General features: G+C 60.4%; 21 protein-coding genes. 8 read left to right on the top strand and 13 right to left on the bottom strand.

What is annotated here, in order from left to right; all coding sequences use genetic code 11:
- The first annotated feature begins 112 nt into the window (after positions 1–112).
- The gene (locus ACM6J5_RS27300; RefSeq protein WP_414929683.1) at positions 113–1,510 is read left to right on the top strand and encodes a NorM family multidrug efflux MATE transporter; all 1,398 of its coding nucleotides are present in this window, start codon (positions 113–115) and stop codon (positions 1,508–1,510) included.
- 115 nt (positions 1,511–1,625) lie between these two features.
- On the opposite strand, the gene ACM6J5_RS27295 is transcribed toward ACM6J5_RS27300, so the two are convergent.
- The gene (locus ACM6J5_RS27295; RefSeq protein ID WP_414929682.1) at positions 1,626–3,299 is read right to left on the bottom strand and encodes a putative bifunctional diguanylate cyclase/phosphodiesterase; all 1,674 of its coding nucleotides are present in this window, start codon (positions 3,297–3,299) and stop codon (positions 1,626–1,628) included.
- A 264-nt stretch (positions 3,300–3,563) separates the two neighbouring features.
- On the opposite strand from ACM6J5_RS27295, the gene rep reads away from it, so the two are divergent.
- Complete coding sequence (gene rep / locus ACM6J5_RS27290) at positions 3,564–5,573, top strand: DNA helicase Rep (RefSeq protein WP_095943382.1); 2,010 nt, start codon at positions 3,564–3,566, stop codon at positions 5,571–5,573.
- A 57-nt stretch (positions 5,574–5,630) separates the two neighbouring features.
- A complete protein-coding gene (locus ACM6J5_RS27285) occupies positions 5,631–6,203 on the top strand; it encodes a xanthine phosphoribosyltransferase (RefSeq protein WP_046038985.1) in 573 nt (190 codons plus the stop codon).
- A gap of 131 nt (positions 6,204–6,334) precedes the next feature.
- Here the strand turns inward: ACM6J5_RS27285 and ACM6J5_RS27280 are convergent, their stop codons facing one another.
- The 6 genes from ACM6J5_RS27280 to dadA form a co-directional block, all read right to left on the bottom strand.
- The gene (locus tag ACM6J5_RS27280) at positions 6,335–8,257 is read right to left on the bottom strand and encodes an acetyl-CoA hydrolase/transferase C-terminal domain-containing protein (protein WP_414929681.1); all 1,923 of its coding nucleotides are present in this window, start codon (positions 8,255–8,257) and stop codon (positions 6,335–6,337) included.
- Positions 8,258–8,515: 258 nt separating this feature from the next.
- A complete protein-coding gene (locus ACM6J5_RS27275) occupies positions 8,516–8,938 on the bottom strand; it encodes a c-type cytochrome (RefSeq protein ID WP_095943384.1) in 423 nt (140 codons plus the stop codon).
- A 182-nt stretch (positions 8,939–9,120) separates the two neighbouring features.
- Positions 9,121–9,669: a cupin domain-containing protein gene (locus ACM6J5_RS27270; protein WP_008023455.1), complete on the bottom strand. Its 549-nt coding sequence runs from the start codon at positions 9,667–9,669 to the stop codon at positions 9,121–9,123.
- Positions 9,670–9,796: 127 nt separating this feature from the next.
- Positions 9,797–10,870 carry an alanine racemase gene (gene alr / locus ACM6J5_RS27265; protein WP_414929680.1) on the bottom strand — a complete coding sequence of 358 codons (1,074 nt, stop codon included), beginning with the start codon at positions 10,868–10,870 and terminating at the stop codon, positions 9,797–9,799.
- 97 nt (positions 10,871–10,967) lie between these two features.
- On the bottom strand, positions 10,968–11,321 hold the full coding sequence (locus ACM6J5_RS27260) for a RidA family protein (protein WP_095943386.1): 354 nt from the start codon (positions 11,319–11,321) through the stop codon (positions 10,968–10,970).
- Positions 11,293–12,597 (bottom strand): D-amino acid dehydrogenase, encoded by a 1,305-nt coding sequence (dadA, locus tag ACM6J5_RS27255; protein ID WP_095943447.1) that lies wholly within the window; start codon positions 12,595–12,597, stop codon positions 11,293–11,295. The genes ACM6J5_RS27260 and dadA overlap by 29 nt, the downstream gene beginning before the upstream one ends.
- Before the next feature lie 157 nt (positions 12,598–12,754).
- Between dadA and ACM6J5_RS27250 the strand changes: the two genes are divergently transcribed.
- Positions 12,755–13,243: an Lrp/AsnC ligand binding domain-containing protein gene (locus ACM6J5_RS27250; protein ID WP_007975155.1), complete on the top strand. Its 489-nt coding sequence runs from the start codon at positions 12,755–12,757 to the stop codon at positions 13,241–13,243.
- Between the two features lie 127 nt (positions 13,244–13,370).
- On the opposite strand, the gene ACM6J5_RS27245 is transcribed toward ACM6J5_RS27250, so the two are convergent.
- Complete coding sequence (locus ACM6J5_RS27245; protein WP_095943387.1) at positions 13,371–13,724, bottom strand: YkgJ family cysteine cluster protein; 354 nt, start codon at positions 13,722–13,724, stop codon at positions 13,371–13,373.
- A 147-nt stretch (positions 13,725–13,871) separates the two neighbouring features.
- Between ACM6J5_RS27245 and ACM6J5_RS27240 the strand changes: the two genes are divergently transcribed.
- Entirely contained in the window at positions 13,872–15,179 is a 1,308-nt protein-coding gene (locus ACM6J5_RS27240) for an NAD(P)/FAD-dependent oxidoreductase (RefSeq protein ID WP_414929679.1), read from the top strand.
- A 127-nt stretch (positions 15,180–15,306) separates the two neighbouring features.
- Here ACM6J5_RS27240 and ACM6J5_RS27235 read toward each other — a convergent pair whose 3' ends face one another.
- Complete coding sequence (locus tag ACM6J5_RS27235; protein ID WP_150671944.1) at positions 15,307–15,552, bottom strand: DUF1127 domain-containing protein; 246 nt, start codon at positions 15,550–15,552, stop codon at positions 15,307–15,309.
- A 179-nt stretch (positions 15,553–15,731) separates the two neighbouring features.
- Between ACM6J5_RS27235 and ACM6J5_RS27230 the strand changes: the two genes are divergently transcribed.
- Positions 15,732–17,165, top strand: a complete 1,434-nt coding sequence (locus ACM6J5_RS27230; protein ID WP_095943390.1) for a PLP-dependent aminotransferase family protein — start codon at positions 15,732–15,734, stop codon at positions 17,163–17,165.
- A 60-nt stretch (positions 17,166–17,225) separates the two neighbouring features.
- Positions 17,226–18,800 (top strand): phospholipase D family protein, encoded by a 1,575-nt coding sequence (locus ACM6J5_RS27225; protein ID WP_414929678.1) that lies wholly within the window; start codon positions 17,226–17,228, stop codon positions 18,798–18,800.
- Positions 18,801–18,831: 31 nt separating this feature from the next.
- On the opposite strand, the gene ACM6J5_RS27220 is transcribed toward ACM6J5_RS27225, so the two are convergent.
- Together ACM6J5_RS27220 and ACM6J5_RS27215 are read right to left on the bottom strand one after the other, a co-directional pair.
- Complete coding sequence (locus tag ACM6J5_RS27220; RefSeq protein ID WP_150671942.1) at positions 18,832–19,974, bottom strand: MFS transporter; 1,143 nt, start codon at positions 19,972–19,974, stop codon at positions 18,832–18,834.
- Positions 19,975–20,160: 186 nt separating this feature from the next.
- On the bottom strand, positions 20,161–21,654 hold the full coding sequence (locus ACM6J5_RS27215) for an aldehyde dehydrogenase (protein ID WP_095943393.1): 1,494 nt from the start codon (positions 21,652–21,654) through the stop codon (positions 20,161–20,163).
- A 237-nt stretch (positions 21,655–21,891) separates the two neighbouring features.
- Between ACM6J5_RS27215 and ACM6J5_RS27210 the strand changes: the two genes are divergently transcribed.
- Positions 21,892–22,254: a cupin domain-containing protein gene (locus ACM6J5_RS27210; protein WP_095943394.1), complete on the top strand. Its 363-nt coding sequence runs from the start codon at positions 21,892–21,894 to the stop codon at positions 22,252–22,254.
- A 111-nt stretch (positions 22,255–22,365) separates the two neighbouring features.
- Here ACM6J5_RS27210 and rpmG read toward each other — a convergent pair whose 3' ends face one another.
- Both rpmG and rpmB read right to left on the bottom strand, forming a co-directional pair.
- Positions 22,366–22,521, bottom strand: coding sequence for a 50S ribosomal protein L33 (gene rpmG, locus ACM6J5_RS27205; RefSeq protein WP_003177274.1), 156 nt, complete (start codon positions 22,519–22,521; stop codon positions 22,366–22,368).
- Positions 22,522–22,532: 11 nt separating this feature from the next.
- A complete protein-coding gene (rpmB, locus tag ACM6J5_RS27200) occupies positions 22,533–22,766 on the bottom strand; it encodes a 50S ribosomal protein L28 (RefSeq protein WP_007975166.1) in 234 nt (77 codons plus the stop codon).
- Between the last annotated feature and the right edge of the window lie 62 nt (positions 22,767–22,828).

Below are 22,828 nucleotides of genomic sequence, written 5' to 3'. Positions count from 1 at the left end.
TCCAGCATGAGTTTTAATCATGCCATCCATCCTTTTTATCCCTTTGTGCAAACCGCGCAGAGCGCCGAGAATCGGTGTTTCCTGTTCCCTTTGATAATCGAGCGTGATGACCATGCAGCATCCAGCACGTACTGAACTCTGGGCCATTTTGCGGCTGGCGGGGCCGCTGATTGCCTCGCAGTTGGCGCACATGCTGATGGTCCTCACCGACACCCTGATGATGGCGCGCCTGAGCCCCGAGGCGCTGGCCGGTGGCGGGCTCGGCGCGGCGACCTATTCGTTCGTGTCGATTTTCTGCATCGGCGTGATCGCGGCGGTCGGCACACTGGTGGCGATCCGTCAGGGTGCCGGCGATATTGTCGGTGCCACTCGCCTGACCCAGGCCGGGTTGTGGTTGGCGTGGTTGATGGCACTGGCCGCCGGCTTGCTGCTATGGAACCTCAAACCGATGCTGCTGCTGTTCGGCCAGACCGAAAGCAACGTCCAGATGGCCGGGCAGTTTTTGATCTTCCTGCCGTTCGCCCTGCCCGGCTACCTGAGCTTCATGGCCCTGCGCGGGTTCACCAGCGCCATTGGCCGTGCGACGCCGGTGATGGTCATCAGCCTCGGCGGGACAGTGGCTAACTTTGTGCTCAATTACGCGCTGATCACCGGTATGTTCGGTCTGCCGAAACCGGGACTGGTCGGCATTGGTCTGGTCACGGCCATAGTCGCCAACCTGATGGCACTTGCGCTGGCGTGGCACATTCGTCGGCATCCGGCTTATGAGGCCTATCCGCTGCGCCAGGGCCTGTCGCGGCTGAACCGCCAGTACCTGAAGGAACTGTGGCGCCTGGGCCTGCCGATTGGCGGCACCTACGCGGTGGAAGTCGGGCTGTTTGCCTTCGCCGCGCTGTGCATGGGCACCATGGGCAGCACGCAGCTGGGCGCACACCAGATCGCCCTGCAAATCGTTTCAGTAGCGTTCATGGTCCCGGCGGGTATTTCCTACGCAATCACCATGCGCATCGGCCAGCACTACGGTGCCGGGCAATTGCTGGATGCGCGCCTGGCCGGACGGGTCGGTATCGCGTTCGGGGCCGTGGCGATGCTGTGTTTCGCCATGGTCTTCTGGCTATTGCCAAACCAGTTGGTCGGTTTGTTTCTCGACCACAACGACCCTGCGTTTCGCGATGTCATCAACCTGGCCGTGAGCCTGTTGGCGGTGGCGGCCTGGTTCGAACTGTTCGACGGCGTGCAAACCATCGCCATGGGCTGCATTCGCGGGCTCAAGGATGCCAAGACCACTTTCCTCGTCGGCCTGGGTTGCTATTGGCTGATTGGCGCACCGGCGGCGTGGTGGATGGCGTTCCACCTGGACTGGGGGCCAACGGGTGTCTGGTGGGGGCTGGCGCTGGGGCTGGCGTGTGCGGCGGTGAGCCTGACGCTGGGGTTTGAGTGGAAGATGAAGCGGATGATCAAGCGCGATACGACGTCAGAGCAGCGCTTCGAGATCGCTCAGCCTGACTGAGATCCCTTGTAGGAGTGAGCCTGCTCGCGATAGCGAACTATCAGCCGACATGAATGTTGACTGACCTGGCCTCATCGCGAGCAGGCTCACTCCTACAGGGGGGCGCGCGGAGTTTTTAACTCATGATTTCCAGCATCGGCTGCTGACTGGAGCCAACCGTCAGATACTCCACCAACTCATCCAGCGGCAATGGCTTGCTGATCAAATATCCCTGCACCTGATCGCACTCAAACCCGCGCAGCAGATCCAGTTGCTCCGGCGTTTCCACACCTTCTGCGACCACCTCGAGGTTGAGGTTGTGCGCCAGATTGATCATCGCGTGGACCAGCTTGCGGTTTTCCTCGCGCTGTTCCATGCCGCCGACAAAGCTCTTGTCGATCTTCAGCAAGGTGATCGGCAGGCTGTTGAGGTGCACGAACGACGAGAATCCGGTGCCGAAGTCGTCGAGTGAGAACCGCACGCCCAGCCGTCCGAGGGCGTCCATGGTCTGCTTGACCAGATCGCTGCGACGCATCACGGCGGTTTCGGTCAGTTCGAACTCCAGCCACTGCGCCTCGACACCGCGCTCGGCAATCAGGCGACTGAGGGTCGACAGCAACTGGCTGTCCTGGAACTGCCGGAACGACAGGTTGATCGCCATGTGCAACGGCGGCAAACCCAGCTCAAGCAGCGCCTGCATGTCGCGCAAGGCCCGGGAAATCACCCAGTAGCCCAGCGGCACGATCAGGCCGCTCTGCTCGGCCAGCGGCACGAACTCGCTCGGCGGCAACAAGCCGCGCTCGGCATGACGCCAGCGCACGAGGGCTTCGAGGCCGACAATTTGCCCGTCTTCGAGGTTCAGCCGTGGCTGGTAGTGCAGCTCCAGTTCATCGCGGCGCAGTGCCCGACGCAGCTCGGTTTCGAGGTCGGCGATGCTGCGGGCATTGCGGTTGATACGCTCGTTGAAAATGTGAAAGGTACAGCCCTGGGTGCTTTTGGCCTGCTGCATGGCGATGTGCGCATGCCACATCAGCGGGTCCGCACCGGTCTGGGCCCGGGCGTGGGCGATGCCCAGGCTGGAACCGATCAGCAGGCTTTCGCCATCGACCCAATAAGGCTCGGCCAGTGCTTCGCTGATACGCTCGGCCATCCACTCGGCACGCTGGGGAGCTCGACGGGTGTCGATCAGCAGCGCGAATTCATCACTGCCCAGGCGCGCCAGTTGATCGCCGGCCTCAAGCTGATTCTTGAGCCGCGCCACCACTTGCAGGATCAGGCGGTCACCGGCCTGATGGCCAAGGGCATCGTTGGCATAACGGAAGTTGTCGAGGTCGAGATGACCGAGGGCCAGGCCGCGACCATCGTTTTCCGCCAAGCGCGCCGTCAGCAGGGTCTGGAAGCCCTGACGGTTGGCGATGCCGGTCAGCGGATCTTGCTCGGCCAGGCGTTGCAGGGTGTTTTCCAGGACGCCGCGTTCGCGCACATGGCGCAGGCAACGGCGCAACATGCCGGGATCGAGCAGGTCGCGCACCAGCCAGTCACTCACGCCATCGGGTGGGGTCTGCGGCTCATGGTCGAGCAGCAGCACCGTCGGCAGGCTGCAACGGCCCGGCGCCGGTTGAAGTTGCGGGATGGTCAATAACACCGCGCTGCGGTTGTCATCGAACAGACTGCTGACCGACTCCCAACTCGGCGCGCTGATGAGCACGGCCGAGCTCCCCATAGGAGCCAGACACTCGCGCAACAACGCTGCCCACGCTGGCTCTTCGGCCAGTAGCAGCAAACGCAAGGGTTCGACAGGCGTAGACAAGCTAGCTCCCTAGACTCTGCAAAGATGTAGGCGACGGGCATTATGCCGTTCCGATGACCAATGACAATGACATCAGTGAGCAAAACCAGCCCTTTGTATCCGCAATTACGAACATTAGCCGCAAATTCGTTGCGCATCCTGCGTGAAAGTAACAAAACCGGCAATTACAGATAGCGTGCTACGTCACAAGTCGGACAGAGCAGCACAATTCGCTGAGCCTGTTAAAATGCCGGCCCATTTCGTGACTGACTCCTGAATTTACCTATGTCCCGACTCAATCCCCGGCAGCAAGAAGCCGTGAACTACGTCGGCGGCCCTCTATTGGTGCTCGCCGGTGCAGGCTCCGGCAAGACCAGCGTGATCACGCGCAAAATCGCGCACCTGATCCAGAACTGCGGCATTCGCGCCCAGTACATCGTCGCCATGACCTTTACCAACAAGGCCGCCCGCGAAATGAAGGAACGGGTCGGCACCCTGCTGCGTGCCGGTGAAGGGCGCGGGCTGACGGTCTGCACGTTCCACAACCTGGGCCTGAACATCATCCGCAAGGAACACGTGCGGCTGGGCTACAAACCGGGCTTCTCGATCTTCGACGAGACCGACGTCAAGGCCCTGATGACCGACATCATGCAGAAGGAATACTCGGGCGACGACGGTGTCGACGAGATCAAGAACATGATCGGCGCCTGGAAAAACGACCTGATCCTGCCAGCCCAGGCCCTGGAAAACGCGCGCAACCCCAAGGAGCAGACCGCTGCCATCGTCTACACCCACTACCAGCGCACGCTCAAGGCGTTCAACGCGGTGGACTTCGACGACCTGATCCTGCTGCCGGTGAAGCTGTTCGAAGAGCACGCCGACATCCTGGAAAAGTGGCAGAACAAGGTGCGTTACCTGCTGGTCGACGAGTACCAGGACACCAACGCCAGCCAGTACCTTCTGGTGAAAATGCTCATCGGCAAGCGCAACCAGTTCACCGTGGTGGGCGACGACGACCAGTCGATCTACGCCTGGCGCGGCGCTCGACCGGAAAACCTGATGTTGCTCAAGGAAGACTACCCGTCCTTGAAAGTGGTGATGCTGGAGCAGAACTACCGCTCCACCAGCCGCATCCTGCGCTGCGCCAACGTACTGATCTCGAACAACCCCCACGAGTTCGAAAAACAGCTGTGGAGTGAAATGGGCCACGGCGACGAGATCCGCGTGATCCGTTGCCGCAACGAGGACGCCGAGGCCGAGCGCGTGGCCATGGAAATCCTCAGCCTGCACTTGCGCACCGACCGACCGTACAGTGATTTCGCGATCCTCTATCGCGGCAACTACCAGGCCAAGCTGATCGAGCTGAAGTTGCAGCATCACCAGGTGCCGTATCGCCTGTCCGGCGGCAACAGCTTCTTCGGGCGTCAGGAGGTGAAAGACCTGATGGCCTACTTCCGCCTGATCGTGAACCCGGACGACGACAATGCATTCCTGCGGGTGATCAACGTGCCGCGCCGCGAGATCGGCTCGACCACCCTGGAGAAGCTGGGCAACTACGCCACCGAGCGCAAGATCTCGATGTACGCCGCCACCGACGAGATCGGCCTGGGCGAGCATCTGGACAGCCGCTTCACCGATCGCCTCTCGCGCTTCAAGCGTTTCATGGATCGGGTGCGCGAGCAGTGCGCCGGCGAAGACCCGATCTCGGCCCTGCGCAGCATGGTCATGGACATCGACTACGAGAACTGGCTGCGTACCAACAGCTCCAGCGACAAGGCCGCCGACTACCGCATGGGTAACGTCTGGTTCCTGATCGAGGCGCTCAAGAACACCCTGGAAAAAGACGAAGAAGGCGAGATGACCGTCGAAGACGCCATCGGCAAACTCGTCCTGCGCGACATGCTTGAGCGCCAGCAGGAAGAGGAAGACGGCGCCGAAGGTGTGCAGATGATGACCTTGCATGCGTCCAAGGGCCTGGAATTCCCCTACGTGTTCATCATGGGCATGGAAGAGGAAATCCTCCCGCACCGTTCCAGCATCGAAGCCGACACCATCGAAGAAGAACGTCGCCTGGCCTACGTGGGCATTACCCGTGCACGCCAGACCCTGGCCTTCACCTTCGCCGCCAAGCGCAAGCAGTACGGCGAGATCATCGATTGCGCGCCGAGCCGCTTCCTCGATGAATTGCCGCCGGACGATCTGGCCTGGGAAGGCAACGACGACACACCGACCGAAGTCAAAGCCGTGCGAGGCAACAACGCACTGGCAGATATACGCGCGATGTTAAAGCGCTAGAATTGACCACTTTTTTACAACCTTAGGGCGCATAAAGCGCCAACAGAGGACAGCTTCATGGAAGCCCTGCACAAAAAAATTCGCGAAGAAGGCATCGTGCTTTCCGACCAGGTCCTGAAAGTCGACGCCTTTCTGAACCACCAGATCGACCCGGCCCTGATGAAGCTGATCGGCGACGAATTCGCCACGCTGTTCAAGGATTCGGGTATCACCAAGATCGTCACCATCGAAGCTTCGGGCATCGCGCCTGCGATCATGACCGGTCTGAATCTGGGTGTGCCGGTGATTTTCGCCCGCAAACACCAGTCCCTGACCCTGACCGAAAACCTGCTGTCGGCGACCGTGTACTCGTTCACCAAGCAGACCGAAAGCACCGTGGCCATCTCCCCGCGCCACCTGACCAGCAGCGACCGCGTGCTGATCATCGACGACTTCCTGGCCAACGGTAAGGCGTCCCAGGCACTGATTTCGATCATCAAGCAGGCCGGCGCCACCGTGGCGGGCCTGGGCATCGTGATCGAGAAGTCGTTCCAGGGCGGCCGTGCGGAACTGGACTCGCAGGGTTATCGCGTAGAGTCCCTGGCGCGCGTTAAGTCGCTGGCCGATGGTGTCGTGACCTTCATCGAGTAACCCAGCCACACCGCAATACCCCTGTGGGAGCTAGCCTGCTAGCGATGGCGTCGTGTCAGTCACAATCTTCATGACTGACAGACTGAAATCGCTAGCAGGCTAGCTCCCACAGTTGGTTTTTGGGTGGACAGTTATTGGGCGGTGGCTTTCAGGCCGGTGAGTAGCAGGCGTTGGAACAGGTCTTCTTTCAGGCCTTCCGGGTTTGTGAGCTGCATCCGCGCCAGGTGTTCGGGGAATGTTGAGGCTTGCGGCGCATCCAGCGCTGCCTTGCCCAACTCCAGCACCTCGCTCAGCTTGAATTTGCTCTTGAGCCAGTTCAGCGCCCGCAACAGATCGCGCTCGACCTCGGTGAAATCACAGCCCAGCGGATACTCCGGAAACAGCCGTGGATGCCGCGCCTGAATCGCCTGCAAACGCTGCGGACTGTTATCGGTAAAGCGCGGATCGAGACAAAAGTCCTTGGGCAATTTGCCGACTTTCTGCGCCTGCTCGATCAATCCCGGCTGAAAACGCGAGTCGCTGATGTTGAGCAAAGCCTCGATCACTGCCGCATCGGTTTTGCCACGAAGATCGGCGATGCCGTATTCGGTGACCACGATGTCCCGCAAGTGCCGGGGAATCGTGCAGTGACCATACTCCCAGACGATGTTCGAGCCGACATCGCCGCCGGACTCGCGCCAGCTGCGCAGCAGCAACACCGAGCGCGCGCCTTGCAACGCATGCCCCTGCACCACGAAGTTGTATTGCCCGCCTACACCGCTGAGCACACGTCCGTCTTCGAGCTGATCCGCCACCGCGGCACCGAGCAAGGTCACGGTGAACGCGGTGTTGATGAACCGCGCATCCAGGCGCTGCAAGCGCTTGAGTTCTTCCTGGCCGTAGAGCTCGTTGATGTAGCTGATGCGGGTCATGTTGAATTCGAGCCGCTTGTTTTGCGGTAATTCGCGCAAGCGTTCGTAGTAGCTGCGCGGACCGAGGAAGAAACCGCCGTGCACCGAGATACCATCGGTTTGTGCCACTTCGTCGAGGGTGCCGGCATTCGCCTGCTGTTGGGTCGCCACGTCCGGGTAGACCTTGCGCCGCACGATCCCGGCATCCGCCAGCACCAGCAAACCGTTGACGAACATTTCGCTGCAGCCATACAGGCCTTTGGCGAAGAGGCCGATGCCGCCTTCGCGCTCGATCAGTTGTGCCCAATGGCTGAGCTCTACGTCTGCCAGCAAAGCCCTGTATTCGTCATTGTCGGCTTGCCGTACCAGCAGCGCCGCCGTCAGCGCATCCCCCATGGAACCGATGCCGATCTGCAAGGTGCCGCCGTCACGCACCAGGGTGCTGGCGTGCAGGCCGATGAAATGGTCCTGACACCCCACCGGCATGTTCGGCGTGGAGAACAGCGTGGTGTTGTCCTTCTCATCGATCAACAGGTCAAAAGTGTCGATGCCGAGTTCCGCATCGCCGGGCATGTAGGGCAGATCGTTGTGCACCTGCCCGACCATCAGGATGGTTTCTCCCGTAGCGCGGCGCTTGGCGATCATCGGTAACAGGTCGAGGGTGATGTCCGGGTTGCAGCTCAGGCTCAAGCGGTCGGGATGCTCGGCATGGCTGGCCACCAGTTGCGCCACCAGATTCAAACCGGCGGCATTGATGTCCCGCGCCGCATGGCTGTAATTGCTGCTGACGTAATCCTGTTGCGCCGTGGCACTGTTGAGCAGGCTGCCGGGCTGCATGAAGAACTGCTGGATGTGGATGTTGCCCGGCAGACCATCGCGACGCAGATCGGCAAGAAAATCCAGCTCGGGATAATCGCCGAAAACCCGTTCGATGAAGGGTTCGAGAAAGCGTTTTTGCAATCCATCGCCCAAGGGCGGGCGCCCCAGGCACAACGCGGTGTAGATCGTCAGCCGTCGTTCGGGTGACTGTGCGATTCGCCGATACAGCGCGTTGACGAAGTGATTGGGTTTGCCCAACCCCAGAGGCAGGCCCATGTGGATATGCGCCGGCAACCGTGCCAAGACGTCATCGACTGCCTGTTCGATAGAGCACAACTGAACCATCGGGTACTCCCTCACGTTCCATGACTTGGGCCTGGACCGAGCTTGCCGTGTCTTTGCTGCATTGACCAGCCTATAAAAACTGTAGGAGCGAGCTTGCTCGCGATGGATTCACAGACGCCGCGGGGCATCAGGTTCGCCGCGTTATCGTTGACGACCATCGCGAGCGGGCTCGCTCCTACAGATGGGCAGCGGTGTTCATTGAAACGATGGGCACAAAAAAGCCGCTCGAAAGCGGCTTTTCACCAGCAAGACTCAGGCTTATTTCAAGCCGGACATCTTCTGGATGGCGCCTTTGAGCTCGGCGTCTGCACAATCGGCGCAGGTACCTTTTGGCGGCATCGAGTTGATGCCGGAGATCGCCTTGGCGAGCAGACCGTCAACACCACCTTCTTTCTTGGCGCGCTCGCCCCAAGCGGCGGCATCACCGATTTTCGGCGCGCCCAACAGGCCTGAACCGTGGCAAGCGTTGCAATGTTTTGCAATCACTTCATCCGGAGTTTTCGCACCGCCACCGCCGCCGGCCGAAGCGGCGACTTCCATGCCCTTGCACTCTTTACCCTGAACACAAACCTGGCCGACTGGCTCAAGGCGTTTGGCAATTTCGTCGTTGGTCGCAGCCTGAGCGCTGACACTGACAGCCCATAGGGCCAATACGGTTGCTGGTGCAGCCAGCATTTTCATAATTAGGTTCACGCGTTCACCCTCAATGGTGGCTAGTCACGCCTACGGCCACGGTTCGCAGGCGGGCGCAAGTATAGCGGTAAGCCCGTCGCACTGAAACAACCCCAAAGTCGGAGGGGTCTTAGGCCGCGACGGAAAAACAGCCCGGGCGCCTCTGCGATGCTGGCAGGACGCCTCTTTTCTTAGAAATTTGCCGGCGTGGCTGCGCTGATTAGTCGCGCCGGCACGTCGAACGGATTACGGAAACGGTGTGGCTTGGTACTTTCAAAGTAGTAGCTATCGCCGGCTTCGAGGACAAAAGTTTCGAGACCGACCACCAGTTCCAGTTTTCCTTCGACCAGGATGCCGGTTTCCTCGCCCTCATGGGTGAGCATCTCGTCACCGGTGTCGGCACCTGGCGGATAGATTTCATTGAGGAATGCGATAGCCCGGCTCGGGTGCGCCCGACCGACCAGTTTCATGGTCACCGCGCCATCGGAAATATCGATCAGCTCGTTGGCCTTGTAGACGATCTGAGTCGGTTTCTCCTGCAGGATTTCTTCGGAAAAGAACTCGACCATGGACATGGGAATCCCGCCCAACACCTTGCGCAGCGAACTGATCGAAGGGCTCACGCTGTTCTTCTCGATCATCGAAATCGTGCTGTTGGTGACCCCCGCCCGTTTGGCGAGCTCACGCTGGGAAAGGCCTTTGAGCCTACGGATGGATTGCAGTCGTTCACCGACGTCCAAAGCTTGCGCCTCCAGGATTCAGATTGTTGGAATAGTGAGCGTTATCATGGCGACAGCGTTCAGTATTTACAACACCTTGACCTGAATCCTGCTCAGCGAGGCGACTTCCGGTCTGGAGCCCTGCGCACTAAGCCCCGGAATAGAGCAGTGGCACTCGGCGCAGGTTGCAGAAAATCTGGTAAGGAATCGTGCCGGCAGCCATGGCCACATCACTGGCGAGGATGTTTTTGCCCCACAATTCGACGGTCGAACCAAGACCGGCCTGCGGCACATCGGTCAGATCGATACAGAGCATGTCCATCGACACCCGGCCGATCAACTGGCTGCGCTGCCCGGCAACCAGCACTGGCGTGCCGGTCGGTGCCAGACGCGGGTAGCCGTCGGCGTAACCCATGGCCACGACGCCAATGCGCATCGGTTTAGGGGTGATGAATTTGGCGCCGTAACCGACGGGCTCGCCAGCCGGCAACTCGCGCACACTGATCACTTTCGATTCCAGGGTCATGACCGGTTGCAGCCGCGATGCCACTTCGTTGGCTTCTTCGAAGGGCGTGGCGCCATAGAGCATGATGCCCGGGCGCACCCAATCGCTCGGAATCTGCGGCCAACCGAGCACCGCCGGCGAGTTGCGCAGACTGACCTCGGCGGACAAGCCCTTGCGCGCCGCTTCAAATACCGCCACCTGATCGGCACTGGCCTGCTCGTGCAGTTCGTCGGCACGCGCAAAGTGGCTCATCAACACGATTTTTGCGACCTTGCCGCTGGCCAGCAGCCGTTGATAGGCCGCCTGATAATCCGCCGGGTGCAGCCCCACGCGGTGCATGCCCGAATCGAGCTTCAGCCACACGGTGATCGGTTTGCTCAACGCCGCTTTCTCGATGGCTTCGAGCTGCCATAGCGAATGCACCACGCACCAGAAATCATGCTCGACGATCAGCGCCAGCTCATCGGCTTCGAAAAAACCTTCCAGCAGCAGGATCGGCGCACGAATGCCCGCCGCCCGCAGCTCCAACGCCTCTTCGATGCAGGCCACGGCAAACCCGTCCGCCTCGGCTTCCAGCGCCTGGGCGCAACGCACCGCGCCATGGCCATAGGCATCGGCCTTGATCACCGCGAGGGCTTTGGCCCCCGTGAGTTCACGGGCGATTTGGTAGTTGTTGCGCAGGGCTTGAAGGTCGATCAGGGCACGGGCAGGACGCATGGCGGCAGACTTCTGGTCGGGTTATCGGGAAGAAAAACCGGCGCTGGCTGACGGCGTGAACCGCCAACAGCACCGGGAGAGGGATCTGTCTGAAAGCTTATGGCAGAGCGGCTACAACCGACAGCTCGACCAGGATTTGCGGTTCGCACAGTTTCGATTCGACTGTGGCGCGGGCCGGAGCGACGCCTTTTGGCAGCCACTGGTCCCACACCGCGTTCATGCCTTCGAAATGCGCGTCGATGTCTTTCAGGTAAATCGTCACCGACAACAGATTGTGCTTGTCGGTGCCGGCCAGATCGAGCAACCGCTCGATGTTGGCGAGGGTTTCACGGGTCTGCTGTTCAATCCCGGCGTTCATGTCATCGCCGACCTGTCCGGCAAGGTAAACCGTGCCGTTATGGGTGACGATCTGACTCATGCGCTCATTGGTGAGCTGGCGCTGGACTGACATGCTTTGCAGGCTCCTGGGTTTTGCTGCCATAACGGGAAATATCGAGGCCTTCGGCGCTGATCTGCGGCTTTTTCTTTGCCATCAAGTCAGCCAGCAAGCGACCCGAGCCGCACGCCATGGTCCAGCCGAGCGTGCCGTGACCGGTGTTCAGGAACAGGTTCTTGAACGGGGTGGCGCCAACGATCGGCGTGCCATCCGGCGTAGTCGGACGCAGACCGGTCCAGAAATCGGCCTGGGCCAGATCGCCGCCCTGAGGATAAAGGTCGTTGACGATCATCTCCAGGGTTTCCCGGCGACGCGGGTTTAGCGACAGGTCAAAACCGGCGATTTCAGCCATGCCGCCAACGCGGATGCGGTTGTCGAAACGGGTGATCGCGACCTTGTAGGTCTCGTCGAGAATGGTCGAAGTCGGAGCCATCGCCGGGTTGGTGATCGGCACGGTCAGGGAGTAGCCCTTGAGCGGGTACACCGGTGCCTTGATCCCCAGCGGCTTGAGCAGTTGCGGCGAGTAGCTGCCGAGGGCCAGCACGTAGCGGTCAGCGGTTTCCAGCTTGCCGTCGATCCATACGCCGTTGATGCGGTCACCGGCGAAGTCGAGGCGCTGAATGTCCTGGCCGAAACGGAATTGCACACCGAGGTTCGCAGCCATTTCTGCGAGCTTGGTAGTGAACATCTGGCAGTCGCCAGTCTGGTCGTTCGGCAGGCGCAAGGCACCGGCGAGGATGTCAGTGACGCTGGCCAGGGCCGGCTCAACGCGGGCAATGCCGTCGCGGTCGAGCAACTCGAACGGCACGCCGGACTCTTTCAGCACGGCGATGTCTTTCGCGGCGCCGTCGAGTTGAGCCTGGGTGCGGAACAGTTGGGTCGTACCAAGGCTGCGGCCTTCGTAGGCGATGCCGGTTTCGGCGCGCAGTTCATCGAGGCAGTCACGACTGTACTCGGACAGACGGACCATGCGCTCCTTGTTCACCGCATAACGGCTTGCGGTGCAGTTACGCAGCATCTGTGCCATCCACAGGTACTGGTCGATGTCGGCAGTGGCCTTGATCGCCAAGGGCGCGTGGCGCTGCAACAGCCACTTGATGGCTTTGAGCGGCACACCCGGCGCGGCCCATGGCGAGGCATAACCCGGCGAGACCTGCCCGGCGTTGGCGAAACTGGTCTCCATGGCAGCGGCCGGCTGCCGGTCCACAACCACCACTTCAAACCCGGCACGGGCCAGATAATAAGCACTGGTGGTACCGATGACGCCGCTACCCAAGACCATGACGCGCATTTTCATATCCCTCATCGCGGCTAACCGCTGACGTTTGTTATTCAGAGCTTTAGATGCGCGCAGTGTAAAAAAGATTCGCCAGTGCTTTTCACTATATAAGCGCCTATATTTGGCGACAATTCTCGGCAAAAACCCTTTTCACGGAGGCGCATCCCCTATGCGTACCAATACTCAGACCAAACGTGAGCTGGACAAGATCGACCGCAACATCCTGCGGATCCTGCAAGCGGACGGGCGGATTTCCTTTACGGAGCTTGGGGAAAAGGTCGGGCTCTCGACCACGCCCTGTACTGAGCGGGTCCGGCGTCTGGAGCGCGAAGGGATCATCATGGGCTACAACGCCAGGCTCAATCCGCAGCATCTGAAGGGTAGTCTGCTGGTGTTCGTCGAGATCAGCCTGGACTACAAATCCGGCGATACTTTCGAAGAGTTCCGACGTGCGGTGCTGAAATTGCCCCACGTGCTGGAGTGTCATCTGGTGTCAGGGGATTTCGATTACCTGGTGAAAGCGCGGATTTCCGAGATGGCCTCGTACCGCAAGTTGCTGGGCGACATTCTGCTCAAGCTTCCTCATGTACGGGAATCCAAGAGCTATATCGTGATGGAAGAGGTGAAGGAGAGCCTGACTTTGCCGATTCCGGATTGACATTTGTGGTGCTGTTATCGCCAGCAGGCTGGCTCCCACAGGTTCGGTGGTGAACACAAATCTGTGGCTCACCCACATTCCCTGTGGGAGCTAGCCTGCTAGCGATGCGGAAACCCGGTTCGACGGTCTAAACCAACACCTGTCGGTTCGAAGCCATGTACTCGAACACCTGTTTCTCCACCCGCGGATGAATCAGCTCCACCGGCCCGCGCCCATTGGGGCACGGCAAGGTCTTGGTGGTGCCGAACAACCGGCAGATCAGCGGCCGCTCGTCATACACCGTGCAACCATTCGGCCCCAGATGCACACAGTTGAGCTCTTCCATGGCGGCATCCTGCTCGGCGTGGGACTTGCGCGGCAGACGCGACATTTCTTCGGGCGAGGTGGTCACCGGCCCGCAGCAGTCATGGCAGCCAGGCACGCACTCGAACGAGGGAATCTGTTGGCGCAATGTGCGGATTGTCTGGCTGTTGCAGCTCATTGAAGCGGTGACCGATAGCGAAATAGAGCGCGATTGTGACGCAAAAGCCCCGATCCAGACAGCACCAGCCGACCAATGTTGCCCGTCCGGGAAGGTCCGGCTTATGCTCCGTCAGGTTTTCCAGACGCAAGAATCAGGAACACGCACATGAATGCCCGTGCTCAACAGCCTGCCCTGAACCATACCGCTTCTTACTACGCCGCCAGCAGCCTGCCGCAGCCCGAACTTGCGGCGCTCAAAGGCGAAGTGCTGGCTGATGTCTGTGTGGTGGGCGGCGGATTTTCGGGATTGAACACGGCGCTTGAGCTGGCCGAACGCGGCCTCAGCGTGGTGTTGCTTGAAGCCCATAAAATTGGTTGGGGCGCCAGCGGACGCAATGGCGGGCAGTTGATTCGCGGCGTCGGCCACGGCCTCGATCAATTCACCAACGTCATCGGCGTCGAAGGCGTGCGGCAGATGAAACTCATGGGCCTGGAAGCCGTGGAAATCGTCCGGCAACGGGTCGAGCGCTTCCAGATCCCCTGCGACTTGACTTGGGGTTACTGCGACCTCGCCAACAAGCCCCGTGACCTTGAAGGCTTCGCCGAGGATGCCGAAGAACTGCGCAGCCTCGGCTACCGCTACGAAACCCGTTTGCTGCAAGCCAACGAGATGCACACCGTGGTCGGATCCACGCGCTATGTGGGTGGCCTGATCGACATGGGTTCGGGGCACCTGCATCCACTGAACCTGGCCTTGGGCGAAGCCGCAGCGGCACAGCAACTGGGGGTCCGGTTGTTCGAGCACTCGGCCGTGACCCGCATCGACTATGGCCCCGAGGTCAAGGTCCATACCGCCCAGGGCTCGGTGCGCGCCAAGACCCTGGTGCTGGGTTGCAATGCCTACCTCAATGACCTCAACCCGGAGCTCAGCGGCAAAGTCCTGCCCGCCGGCAGCTACATCATCGCCACCGAACCACTGAGCGAAGAACAGGCCCACGCCCTGCTACCGCAGAACATGGCGGTCTGTGACCAGCGGGTGGCGCTGGACTACTACCGGCTCTCGGCGGACCGGCGCCTGCTGTTTGGCGGTGCCTGCCATTACTCGGGCCGCGACCCGAAAGACATCGCCGCGTACATGCGCCCGAAAATGCTCGAAGTCTTTCCGCAGCTGAGCGCAGTGAAGATCGATTACCAATGGGGCGGCATGATCGGCATCGGCGCCAACCGCCTGCCGCAGATCGGGCGACTCAAGGACCAGCCGAACGTGTACTACGCCCAGGCCTATTCCGGTCATGGCGTGAATGCCACGCACCTGGCCGGCAAGCTGCTGGCCGAAGCCATCAGCGGGCAGCACAGTGGTGGTTTTGATCTGTTCGCCAAGGTGCCGCATATCACTTTCCCGGGAGGCAAGCATTTGCGTTCGCCGTTGCTGGCGTTGGGGATGTTGTGGCATCGGCTTAAAGAGTTGGCCTGAAAGATTGTCGCTGTCAGTTCTGACGCCATCGCGAGCAGGCTCGCTCCCACAGGGGACTTGTGGTCAGACGCAAATCCTCTGTGGGAGCGAGCCTGCTCGCGAATGGGCCTGAAAATCACCATGGATTTCAGATCCGCCAGAAAGGCTTCAGCCCCTCCTCCCGCGCCTGCTCCCGCGTCAGCCCGATATCCTTGAGCTGATCGGCCGTCAGGGCCAGCAAGGCCTTGCGCGTGTGCAGGCGACGCCAGAACCGGTCCCAGCGACTCAGGCCGGACGATGCATTGCCCATGCCCGCCTCCCGCGTGCCGTTGTTCTGCCCGGTCGCCAGTTCCTGACTGTGTAACGTCAGCCGCACATCGCTCAAACCGTTCATCTTGGATGCTCCTGTTTACTTGGGTAGCCAGAGGTTCCATGATGCGTGGGCGCGAAAAAGCATTACAGATTCAAAACAACTGTATTAATTCCATACAGTTTTGCCGATTCCGCCACTGAATCCCGTTTTTTCACCCGATCTGTACTGGTTACCCGAATCACCCCAATCGAGGCTGCACCATGACCCTTTACGTCAACCTTGCCGAGTTGCTCGGCACACGTATCGAACAGGGCTTCTATCGCCCCGGTGACCGGCTGCCCTCGGTACGGGCGCTGAGCGTCGAGCACGGCGTCAGCCTGAGCACGGTGCAGCAGGCCTATCGGGTGCTGGAAGACAGCGGGCTGGCCATGCCACGGCCCAAGTCCGGGTACTTCGTCCCGGCCAGTCGCGAACTGCCGGATTTGCCGGCAGTCGGCCGCCCTGCCCAACGGCCGGTGGACATTTCCCAATGGGATCAAGTGCTGGAGTTAATACGCGCCGTGCCGCGCAAAGACGTGGTGCAACTGGGCCGCGGCATGCCGGACATCACCAGTGCGACCATGAAACCGCTGCTGCGTGACCTGGCGCGAATCAGCCGTCGGCAGGACATGCCTGGCCTGTATTACGACAACATCCACGGCAACCTCGAACTGCGCGAACAGATCGCTCGCCTGATGCTCGATTCAGGCTGCCAGTTGAGCGCCAGCGAACTGGTGGTCACCACCGGTTGCCACGAAGCGCTGTCCACCAGCATTCGCGCAATCTGCGAGCCCGGCGACATTGTCGCGGTGGACTCGCCAAGCTTTCACGGTGCTATGCAGACCCTCAAGGGCCTGGGCATGAAGGCCCTGGAGATCCCCACCGATCCGCTGACCGGCATCAGCCTGGAGGCGCTGGAACTGGCCCTGGAGCAGTGGCCGATCAAGGTCATACAGTTGACCCCCAACTGCAACAATCCATTGGGCTACATCATGCCGGAGTCGCGCAAACGCGCATTGCTGACGCTTGCCCAGCGCTATGACGTGGCGATCATCGAGGACGATGTGTATGGCGAACTGGCCTACACCTACCCGCGTCCGCGCACGATCAAGTCCTTCGACGAAGACGGTCGCGTCCTGTTGTGCAGTTCGTTTTCCAAGACCCTGGCGCCGGGCCTGCGCATCGGCTGGGTCGCGCCCGGCCGCTATCTGGAACGGGTGCTGCACATGAAATACATCAGCACCGGATCCACCGCGCCACAGCCGCAGATTGCCATCGCCGAGTTCCTCAAGGGCGGCCACTTCGAACCGCATTTGCGGCGGATGCGCACGCAATACCAACGCAATCGCGACGCGATGATTGATTGGGTGACCCGCTACTTTCCGGCCGGTACCCGCGCCAGTCGCCCACAGGGCAGCTTCATGCTGTGGGTTGAACTGCCGGAAGGCTTCGACACCCTGAAACTGAATCGGGCATTGCACGACCAGGGCGTACAGATTGCCGTGGGCAGCATCTTTTCCGCCTCCGGCAAGTATCGCAATTGCCTGCGCATGAACTACGCTGCCAAGCCGACACCGCAGATCGAAGACGCTGTGCGCAAGGTGGGTGCGACCGCGATCAAACTGCTGGCGGAAACCGATCAGCTCAGCGACTGACTTTTCTTCGGGAATCGGCGTCCATATGCCTATCTGCGCCGCCAAACGGAACGATCCTACGTGAGAGTCAGACAGCCCCTGCTTGCTCTTCTGCTACTCGCCGCGTTCCTGGGCGGCTGCTCCAGCTTCGACGTTCAGCGTGTACCGAGCCAGGCACTGCCGGCTGCAGACTCCGCATTCGGCCGCTCGGTCCAGGCGCAAGCCGCACCCTACAACGGTCAATCGGGCTTTCGCCTGCTATCGGACAGCACCGAGGCCTTCACCGCCCGTGCCGAACTGATCCGTAACGCCCAAAGCAGCCTCGACCTGCAGTACTACATCGTGCACGACGGCATCAGCACGCGCATGTTGATCGCGGAGTTGCTCAAGGCCGCCGACCGGGGCGTGCGGGTGCGGGTACTGCTCGACGACACCGCCAGCGACGGCCTGGACCGGGTGATCGCGACCCTCGCCGCGCATCCGAACATCCAGATCCGCGTGTTCAACCCGTTGAACCTGGGCCGCAGTACGGGTGTGACGCGCACCGTGGGCCGGCTGTTCAACCTGTCGCAACAGCATCGACGCATGCACAACAAGCTGTGGCTGGCGGACAACAGCATGGCCATCGTCGGCGGGCGCAATCTGGGGGACGAGTATTACGATGCCGAGCCCAACATGAATTTCACTGACATCGACATGCTCGGTGTCGGCCCGGTCGCCGAGCAACTCGGGCACAGTTTCGACCAGTACTGGAACAGCGCTCTGAGCAAGCCGATCGACGAATTCCTGTCGAGCAAACCCACACCCCACGATCTGGAAAACACCCGCACCCGACTGGAAGAGTCCCTGGCCGAAACGCGTAAACAGAATCACACGCTCTACAAACACCTGATGACCTTCACCACCCACCCACGCCTGGACATCTGGCGCCGCGAACTGATCTGGGCCTGGAGCCAGGCATTGTGGGATGCGCCAAGCAAGGTACTAGCCAAGGGCGAGCCCGATCCGCAATTGCTGCTGACCACGCAACTCGCACCTGAACTCAATAACGTCAGCAAAGAGCTGATCATGATCTCGGCCTACTTTGTGCCCGGCCAGCCGGGGCTGGTGTACCTGACCGGGCGCGCCGATGCCGGCGTATCCGTGAGTTTGCTGACCAACTCACTGGAAGCCACGGACGTTCCCGCCGTGCACGGTGGCTACGCGCCCTATCGCAGGGCGCTGCTGGAGCACGGTGTGAAGCTGTACGAATTGCGTCGCCAACCCGGCGACGGAGGCGGCAGCGGTAGTGGGCCGCATCTGTTTTCCAGTAGCGCCTATCACGGCTCCGACTCCAGCCTGCACAGCAAGGCGATGATCTTCGACCAGCAGAAATCCTTTATCGGCTCTTTCAATTTCGATCCGCGCTCGGTGCTGTGGAACACCGAAGTCGGCGTGCTGGTGGACAGCCCGGAATTGGCCGCACGGGTCCGTGAACTGGCGCTACAGGGCATGGCGCCGGCCCTGAGTTATCAGGTGGAGCTGGAAAACGATCAGATCGTCTGGACCACCGAAGACAACGGAAAGATGCACACCCTGACCAAGGAGCCAGGGAGTTGGTGGCGGCGTTTCAATGCGTGGATGAGCAATACGGTTGGGCTGGAGAAGATGCTGTAACGCCCGGCCGTCACCATTGTCCCGATGCCCATCAGGCCGGCTGAGCGGTACCAAAAGCCCCTTGCCGAGACACCACAATCAGCACGCCCAAAGCCCCTACCGCCATCAGCAACGGCAACGCATGGCCGTTGATCCACTGGCTGCCGGCTCCCGCCAGCAGCGGCCCGATCAGACAACCAATCCCCCACAGCTGTGCAATGTGCGCGTTAGCCCGCACCAGCGCATCGTCACGATAACGCTCGCCGATCAGGATCAGTGACAAGGTGAACAAGCCGCCGGCACTGGCGCCGAACAGCACCCACAAGGGCCAGATCAGCAGTGTGTCGATCAGCAGCGGGATTGCCAGGCTCGACACCAGCAGGACCACCGCACAACCGGTGAACAACGCCCGTCGCGACAAGCGATCGGCCAACGCACCGATCGGCAATTGCAGCACCGCATCGCCGACCACCACTGTACTGACCATCGCCAGGGCGATCTCCGTGGTGAAGCCCTGGCGCAGGCAATAGACCGGCAACAGCGTCAGGATCATCGCCTCGAACGCGGCGAACAGCGACACCGCCCAGGCAATCGCCGGCAGGCCACGACAGAACTCAAGCAAATCACGCAGGGTCACACTGCTGGCTTCACTGCTCGGCGCACCAGTGCGGCCCAGCAACAGGAACGGAGCAGCCATCAGCAAACCGACCCCCACCCAAAAGCCATAGTCATGCTCGGTACCAAGGAAGCCCAGCAATACCGGCCCGGCCAGCTGACTCAATGCATAGCTGCTGCCATACAGCGCCACCAGCCGCCCACGCCATTGCTCGACCACCAGTTGATTGATCCAGCTTTCACCGATGATGAATACGAGGGTCAGGATCACCCCGATCATCAGCCGCAGCACCAACCAGACCGGATAGCTCGGCAACAGCGCCAGCAAACCGATCGAAACCGCCCCGGCCCACAGGCACAGGCGCATCAGGTTGGCCGTGCCGAATCGCGCCGCCAGATGGCTGGAGATTTTCGCCCCCAACAGAACGCCGATGGCCGGCATCGCCGCCATCACGCCAATGGCAAACGAGCCGTAGCCCCAGCTTTCTAGGCGAAACGACACCAGCGGCATGCTGACACCCAGGGCCAGGCCGACACTCAGGACAGATGCCAAAACGGCGAAATAAGTCGCCCAACGCATGTTCCACGCTCCTGTGGATATTTTTATGTACAACACAAAACACTGTGGGAGCGAGCTTGCGCGCGATTGCGGTACAACATTCAACATTGAAGTCGACTGTTACACCGCAATCGCGAGCAGGCTCGCTCCCACAAGGGATCTGTATCGTTCGGGAGGCCTGCTCTACAACAGGCCTCTCTTAACGGCTCACAACTTGATCCAGGTCGCCTTCAGCTCGGTGTACTTGTCGAAAGCATGCAGCGATTTGTCGCGACCGTTGCCGGACTGCTTGAAGCCACCGAACGGGGCGGTCATGTCGCCGCCATCGTACTGGTTGACCCACACGCTACCGGCACGCAATGCGCGGGCGGTGAGGTGAGCCTTGGAGATGTCGGTCGTCCAGACCGCAGCGGCCAGGCCGTACGGTGTGTCGTTGGCGATCGCGATGGCTTCTTCGGCGCTGTCGAATGCGATGACCGACAGTACCGGGCCGAAGATTTCTTCCTGGGCGATTTTCATCGCATTGCTCACACCGTCGAAAATCGTCGGCTCAACGTAAGTGCCGCCAGTTTCCTGGAGCGTACGCTTGCCACCGGCCACCAGCTTGGCGCCGTCGGCATGACCCGATTCGATGTAAGACAGCACAGTGTTCATCTGCTGGGTATCGACCAGCGCGCCAACATTGGTCGCCGGATCCAGCGGGTTGCCCGGCTTCCAGGTTTTCAGCGCTTCGATCACCAACGGCAGGAATTTGTCCTTGATCGAACGCTCCACCAACAGACGCGAACCGGCGGTGCAAACCTCGCCCTGGTTGAAGGCGATGGCGCCGGCTGCGGCTTCGGCAGCGTCTTGCAGGTTCGGTGCATCGGCGAACACGATGTTCGGGCTCTTGCCGCCGGCTTCGAGCCAGACGCGCTTCATGTTCGATTCGCCCGAGTAGATCAGCAGTTGCTTGGCGATCTTGGTCGAACCGGTGAACACCAGAGTGTCGACATCGTTATGCAGGGCCAGGGCCTTGCCGACGGTGTGGCCATAACCTGGCAGCACGTTCAGCACGCCTTTCGGAATGCCGGCTTCGACAGCCAACTCAGCGATGCGAATCGCCGTCAGCGGCGATTTTTCCGACGGTTTGAGGATCACCGAGTTACCGGTGGACAGCGCAGGACCGAGTTTCCAGCACGCCATCATCAGCGGGAAGTTCCACGGCACGATGGCGCCAACAACACCCACCGGCTCACGGGTCACGAGACCCAACTGGTCGTGCGGAGTGGCTGCCACTTCGTCGTAGATCTTGTCGATGGCTTCGCCGCTCCAGCTCAGGGCTTGCGCCGCGCCGGGAACGTCGATGTACAGGGAATCGCTGATCGGCTTGCCCATGTCCAGGGTTTCAAGCAGGGCCAGCTCTTCGGCGTGCTGTTTCAGCAGGCCGGCGAAACGGATCATGGTGGATTTGCGCTTGGTCGGCGCCAGGCGCGACCAGACACCGGAATTGAAAGTGGCGCGAGCGTTTTCCACGGCGCGCTGGGCATCGGCGGCATCACAGCTGGCAATCTTGCCCAGCAGACGGCCATCGACCGGGCTGATGCACTCGAACGTCTCGCCGGAAACGGCGTCGGTGTATTCGCCATTGATATAGGCGCGTCCTTCGATTTTCAGGTCGCGGGCACGTTGTTCCCAGTCGGCACGGGTCAGGGTGGTCATGCGAGTGTCCTCCTCTTATTGAATACGACACCCGCGTTCTTCGCGGGCGCTGTCAGGAATTCTGCCCGGCCAGCCTGCTGTTCGGCCCAAGGCATCCACCACCCTAAACCAGCCGCACATGAAGTTTCAATATATTTGACATAACGCGGGTAAACGACCTTGCGATGTTCATTTTAATAAACATAGACTTTGGGTCTGACCAACCACTCGCGCCGTAATCACGGAGGGATAACAACAATGAACATCCAGAACGTCGTCGACTTCAGCCAGGCTACCACCGCCGCAGAACGCTACCGTCCAGACCCGACCAAAGTGCTCAAGGGCGACCCGGAGCAAGCGGTTTACAACCACTACAACAGCCCTTGTGGTCAGTTGAACGCCGGGGTGTGGGAAGGCGCCATCGGCCAGTGGACAGTGAACTTCACCGAGCACGAATACTGCGAAATCGTGCAGGGGGTTTCGGTGCTGCGTGACAGCGACGGCAATGCCAAGACCCTGCGCGCAGGCGACCGCTTCGTGATCCCGGCCGGGTTCAAAGGCACCTGGGAAGTGCTGGAACCGTGTCGCAAGATCTACGTGGCGTTTGAACAGAAGGCTTAGCACTAAAGTGCTGTGACTTGATCAGATTGAAGTGCTATCCGCTTTTTCAAGCACAACAAAAAAGGCCCGTATCTCGCGATACGGGCCTTTTTCGTAAGAGGGAAAAATCAATTACTTGATTTTGCCTTCTTTGTAGATCACGTGCTTGCGAACAACCGGATCATATTTCTTGATCTCGATTTTGTCCGGGGTAGTACGCTTGTTCTTGTCGGTAGTGTAGAAGTGACCAGTACCGGCGCTCGAAATCAAACGAATCAATTCACGCATGATTAGCTCCCTTAAACCTTGCCATCGCGGCGAAGTTCGGCCAGCACGACAGTGATGCCACGCTTGTCGATGATACGCATGCCTTTGGCAGATACGCGCAGACGCACAAAACGTTTCTCTTCTTCAACCCAGAAGCGGTGATGCTGCAGGTTCGGCAGGAAACGACGACGGGTTTTGTTGTTTGCGTGGGAAATGTTATTCCCAGTCACCGGACCCTTACCGGTAACTTGACATACTCTAGACATGCCTCAGCCCTCTAAAACCACATGCCCAACCCGGCATGGGTTGGCCGCTTAATCTCTCAGTC

The organism is Pseudomonas sp. IT-P74 (assembly GCF_949768175.1).
In the GTDB taxonomy this organism is placed as follows: Bacteria; Pseudomonadota; Gammaproteobacteria; order Pseudomonadales; family Pseudomonadaceae; genus Aquipseudomonas.
The sequence above is the reverse complement of the archived record's forward strand: the minus strand, read 5'-3'. Positions and strand labels throughout refer to the sequence as shown.

What these genes read in the sequence shown, in the direction of transcription:
- rpmG (WP_003177274.1), bottom strand. Translation starts at nt 22,521, where the DNA reads ATGCGTGAATTGATTCGTTTGATTTCGAGCGCCGGTACTGGTCACTTC.
- alr (WP_414929680.1), bottom strand. Translation starts at nt 10,870, where the DNA reads ATGCGTCCTGCCCGTGCCCTGATCGACCTTCAAGCCCTGCGCAACAAC.
- ACM6J5_RS27220 (WP_150671942.1), bottom strand. Translation starts at nt 19,974, where the DNA reads ATGCGTTGGGCGACTTATTTCGCCGTTTTGGCATCTGTCCTGAGTGTC.
- ACM6J5_RS27245 (WP_095943387.1), bottom strand. Translation starts at nt 13,724, where the DNA reads ATGAGCTGCAACAGCCAGACAATCCGCACATTGCGCCAACAGATTCCC.
- ACM6J5_RS27280 (WP_414929681.1), bottom strand. Translation starts at nt 8,257, where the DNA reads ATGGTTCAGTTGTGCTCTATCGAACAGGCAGTCGATGACGTCTTGGCA.
- ACM6J5_RS27210 (WP_095943394.1), top strand. Translation starts at nt 21,892, where the DNA reads ATGAACATCCAGAACGTCGTCGACTTCAGCCAGGCTACCACCGCCGCA.
- ACM6J5_RS27235 (WP_150671944.1), bottom strand. Translation starts at nt 15,552, where the DNA reads ATGAACGGTTTGAGCGATGTGCGGCTGACGTTACACAGTCAGGAACTG.
- ACM6J5_RS27215 (WP_095943393.1), bottom strand. Translation starts at nt 21,654, where the DNA reads ATGACCACCCTGACCCGTGCCGACTGGGAACAACGTGCCCGCGACCTG.
- ACM6J5_RS27230 (WP_095943390.1), top strand. Translation starts at nt 15,732, where the DNA reads ATGACCCTTTACGTCAACCTTGCCGAGTTGCTCGGCACACGTATCGAA.
- ACM6J5_RS27285 (WP_046038985.1), top strand. Translation starts at nt 5,631, where the DNA reads ATGGAAGCCCTGCACAAAAAAATTCGCGAAGAAGGCATCGTGCTTTCC.
- rep (WP_095943382.1), top strand. Translation starts at nt 3,564, where the DNA reads ATGTCCCGACTCAATCCCCGGCAGCAAGAAGCCGTGAACTACGTCGGC.
- ACM6J5_RS27240 (WP_414929679.1), top strand. Translation starts at nt 13,872, where the DNA reads ATGAATGCCCGTGCTCAACAGCCTGCCCTGAACCATACCGCTTCTTAC.
- dadA (WP_095943447.1), bottom strand. Translation starts at nt 12,597, where the DNA reads ATGCGCGTCATGGTCTTGGGTAGCGGCGTCATCGGTACCACCAGTGCT.
- ACM6J5_RS27275 (WP_095943384.1), bottom strand. Translation starts at nt 8,938, where the DNA reads ATGAAAATGCTGGCTGCACCAGCAACCGTATTGGCCCTATGGGCTGTC.
- ACM6J5_RS27300 (WP_414929683.1), top strand. Translation starts at nt 113, where the DNA reads ATGCAGCATCCAGCACGTACTGAACTCTGGGCCATTTTGCGGCTGGCG.
- ACM6J5_RS27260 (WP_095943386.1), bottom strand. Translation starts at nt 11,321, where the DNA reads ATGTCAGTCCAGCGCCAGCTCACCAATGAGCGCATGAGTCAGATCGTC.
- ACM6J5_RS27250 (WP_007975155.1), top strand. Translation starts at nt 12,755, where the DNA reads ATGCGTACCAATACTCAGACCAAACGTGAGCTGGACAAGATCGACCGC.
- rpmB (WP_007975166.1), bottom strand. Translation starts at nt 22,766, where the DNA reads ATGTCTAGAGTATGTCAAGTTACCGGTAAGGGTCCGGTGACTGGGAAT.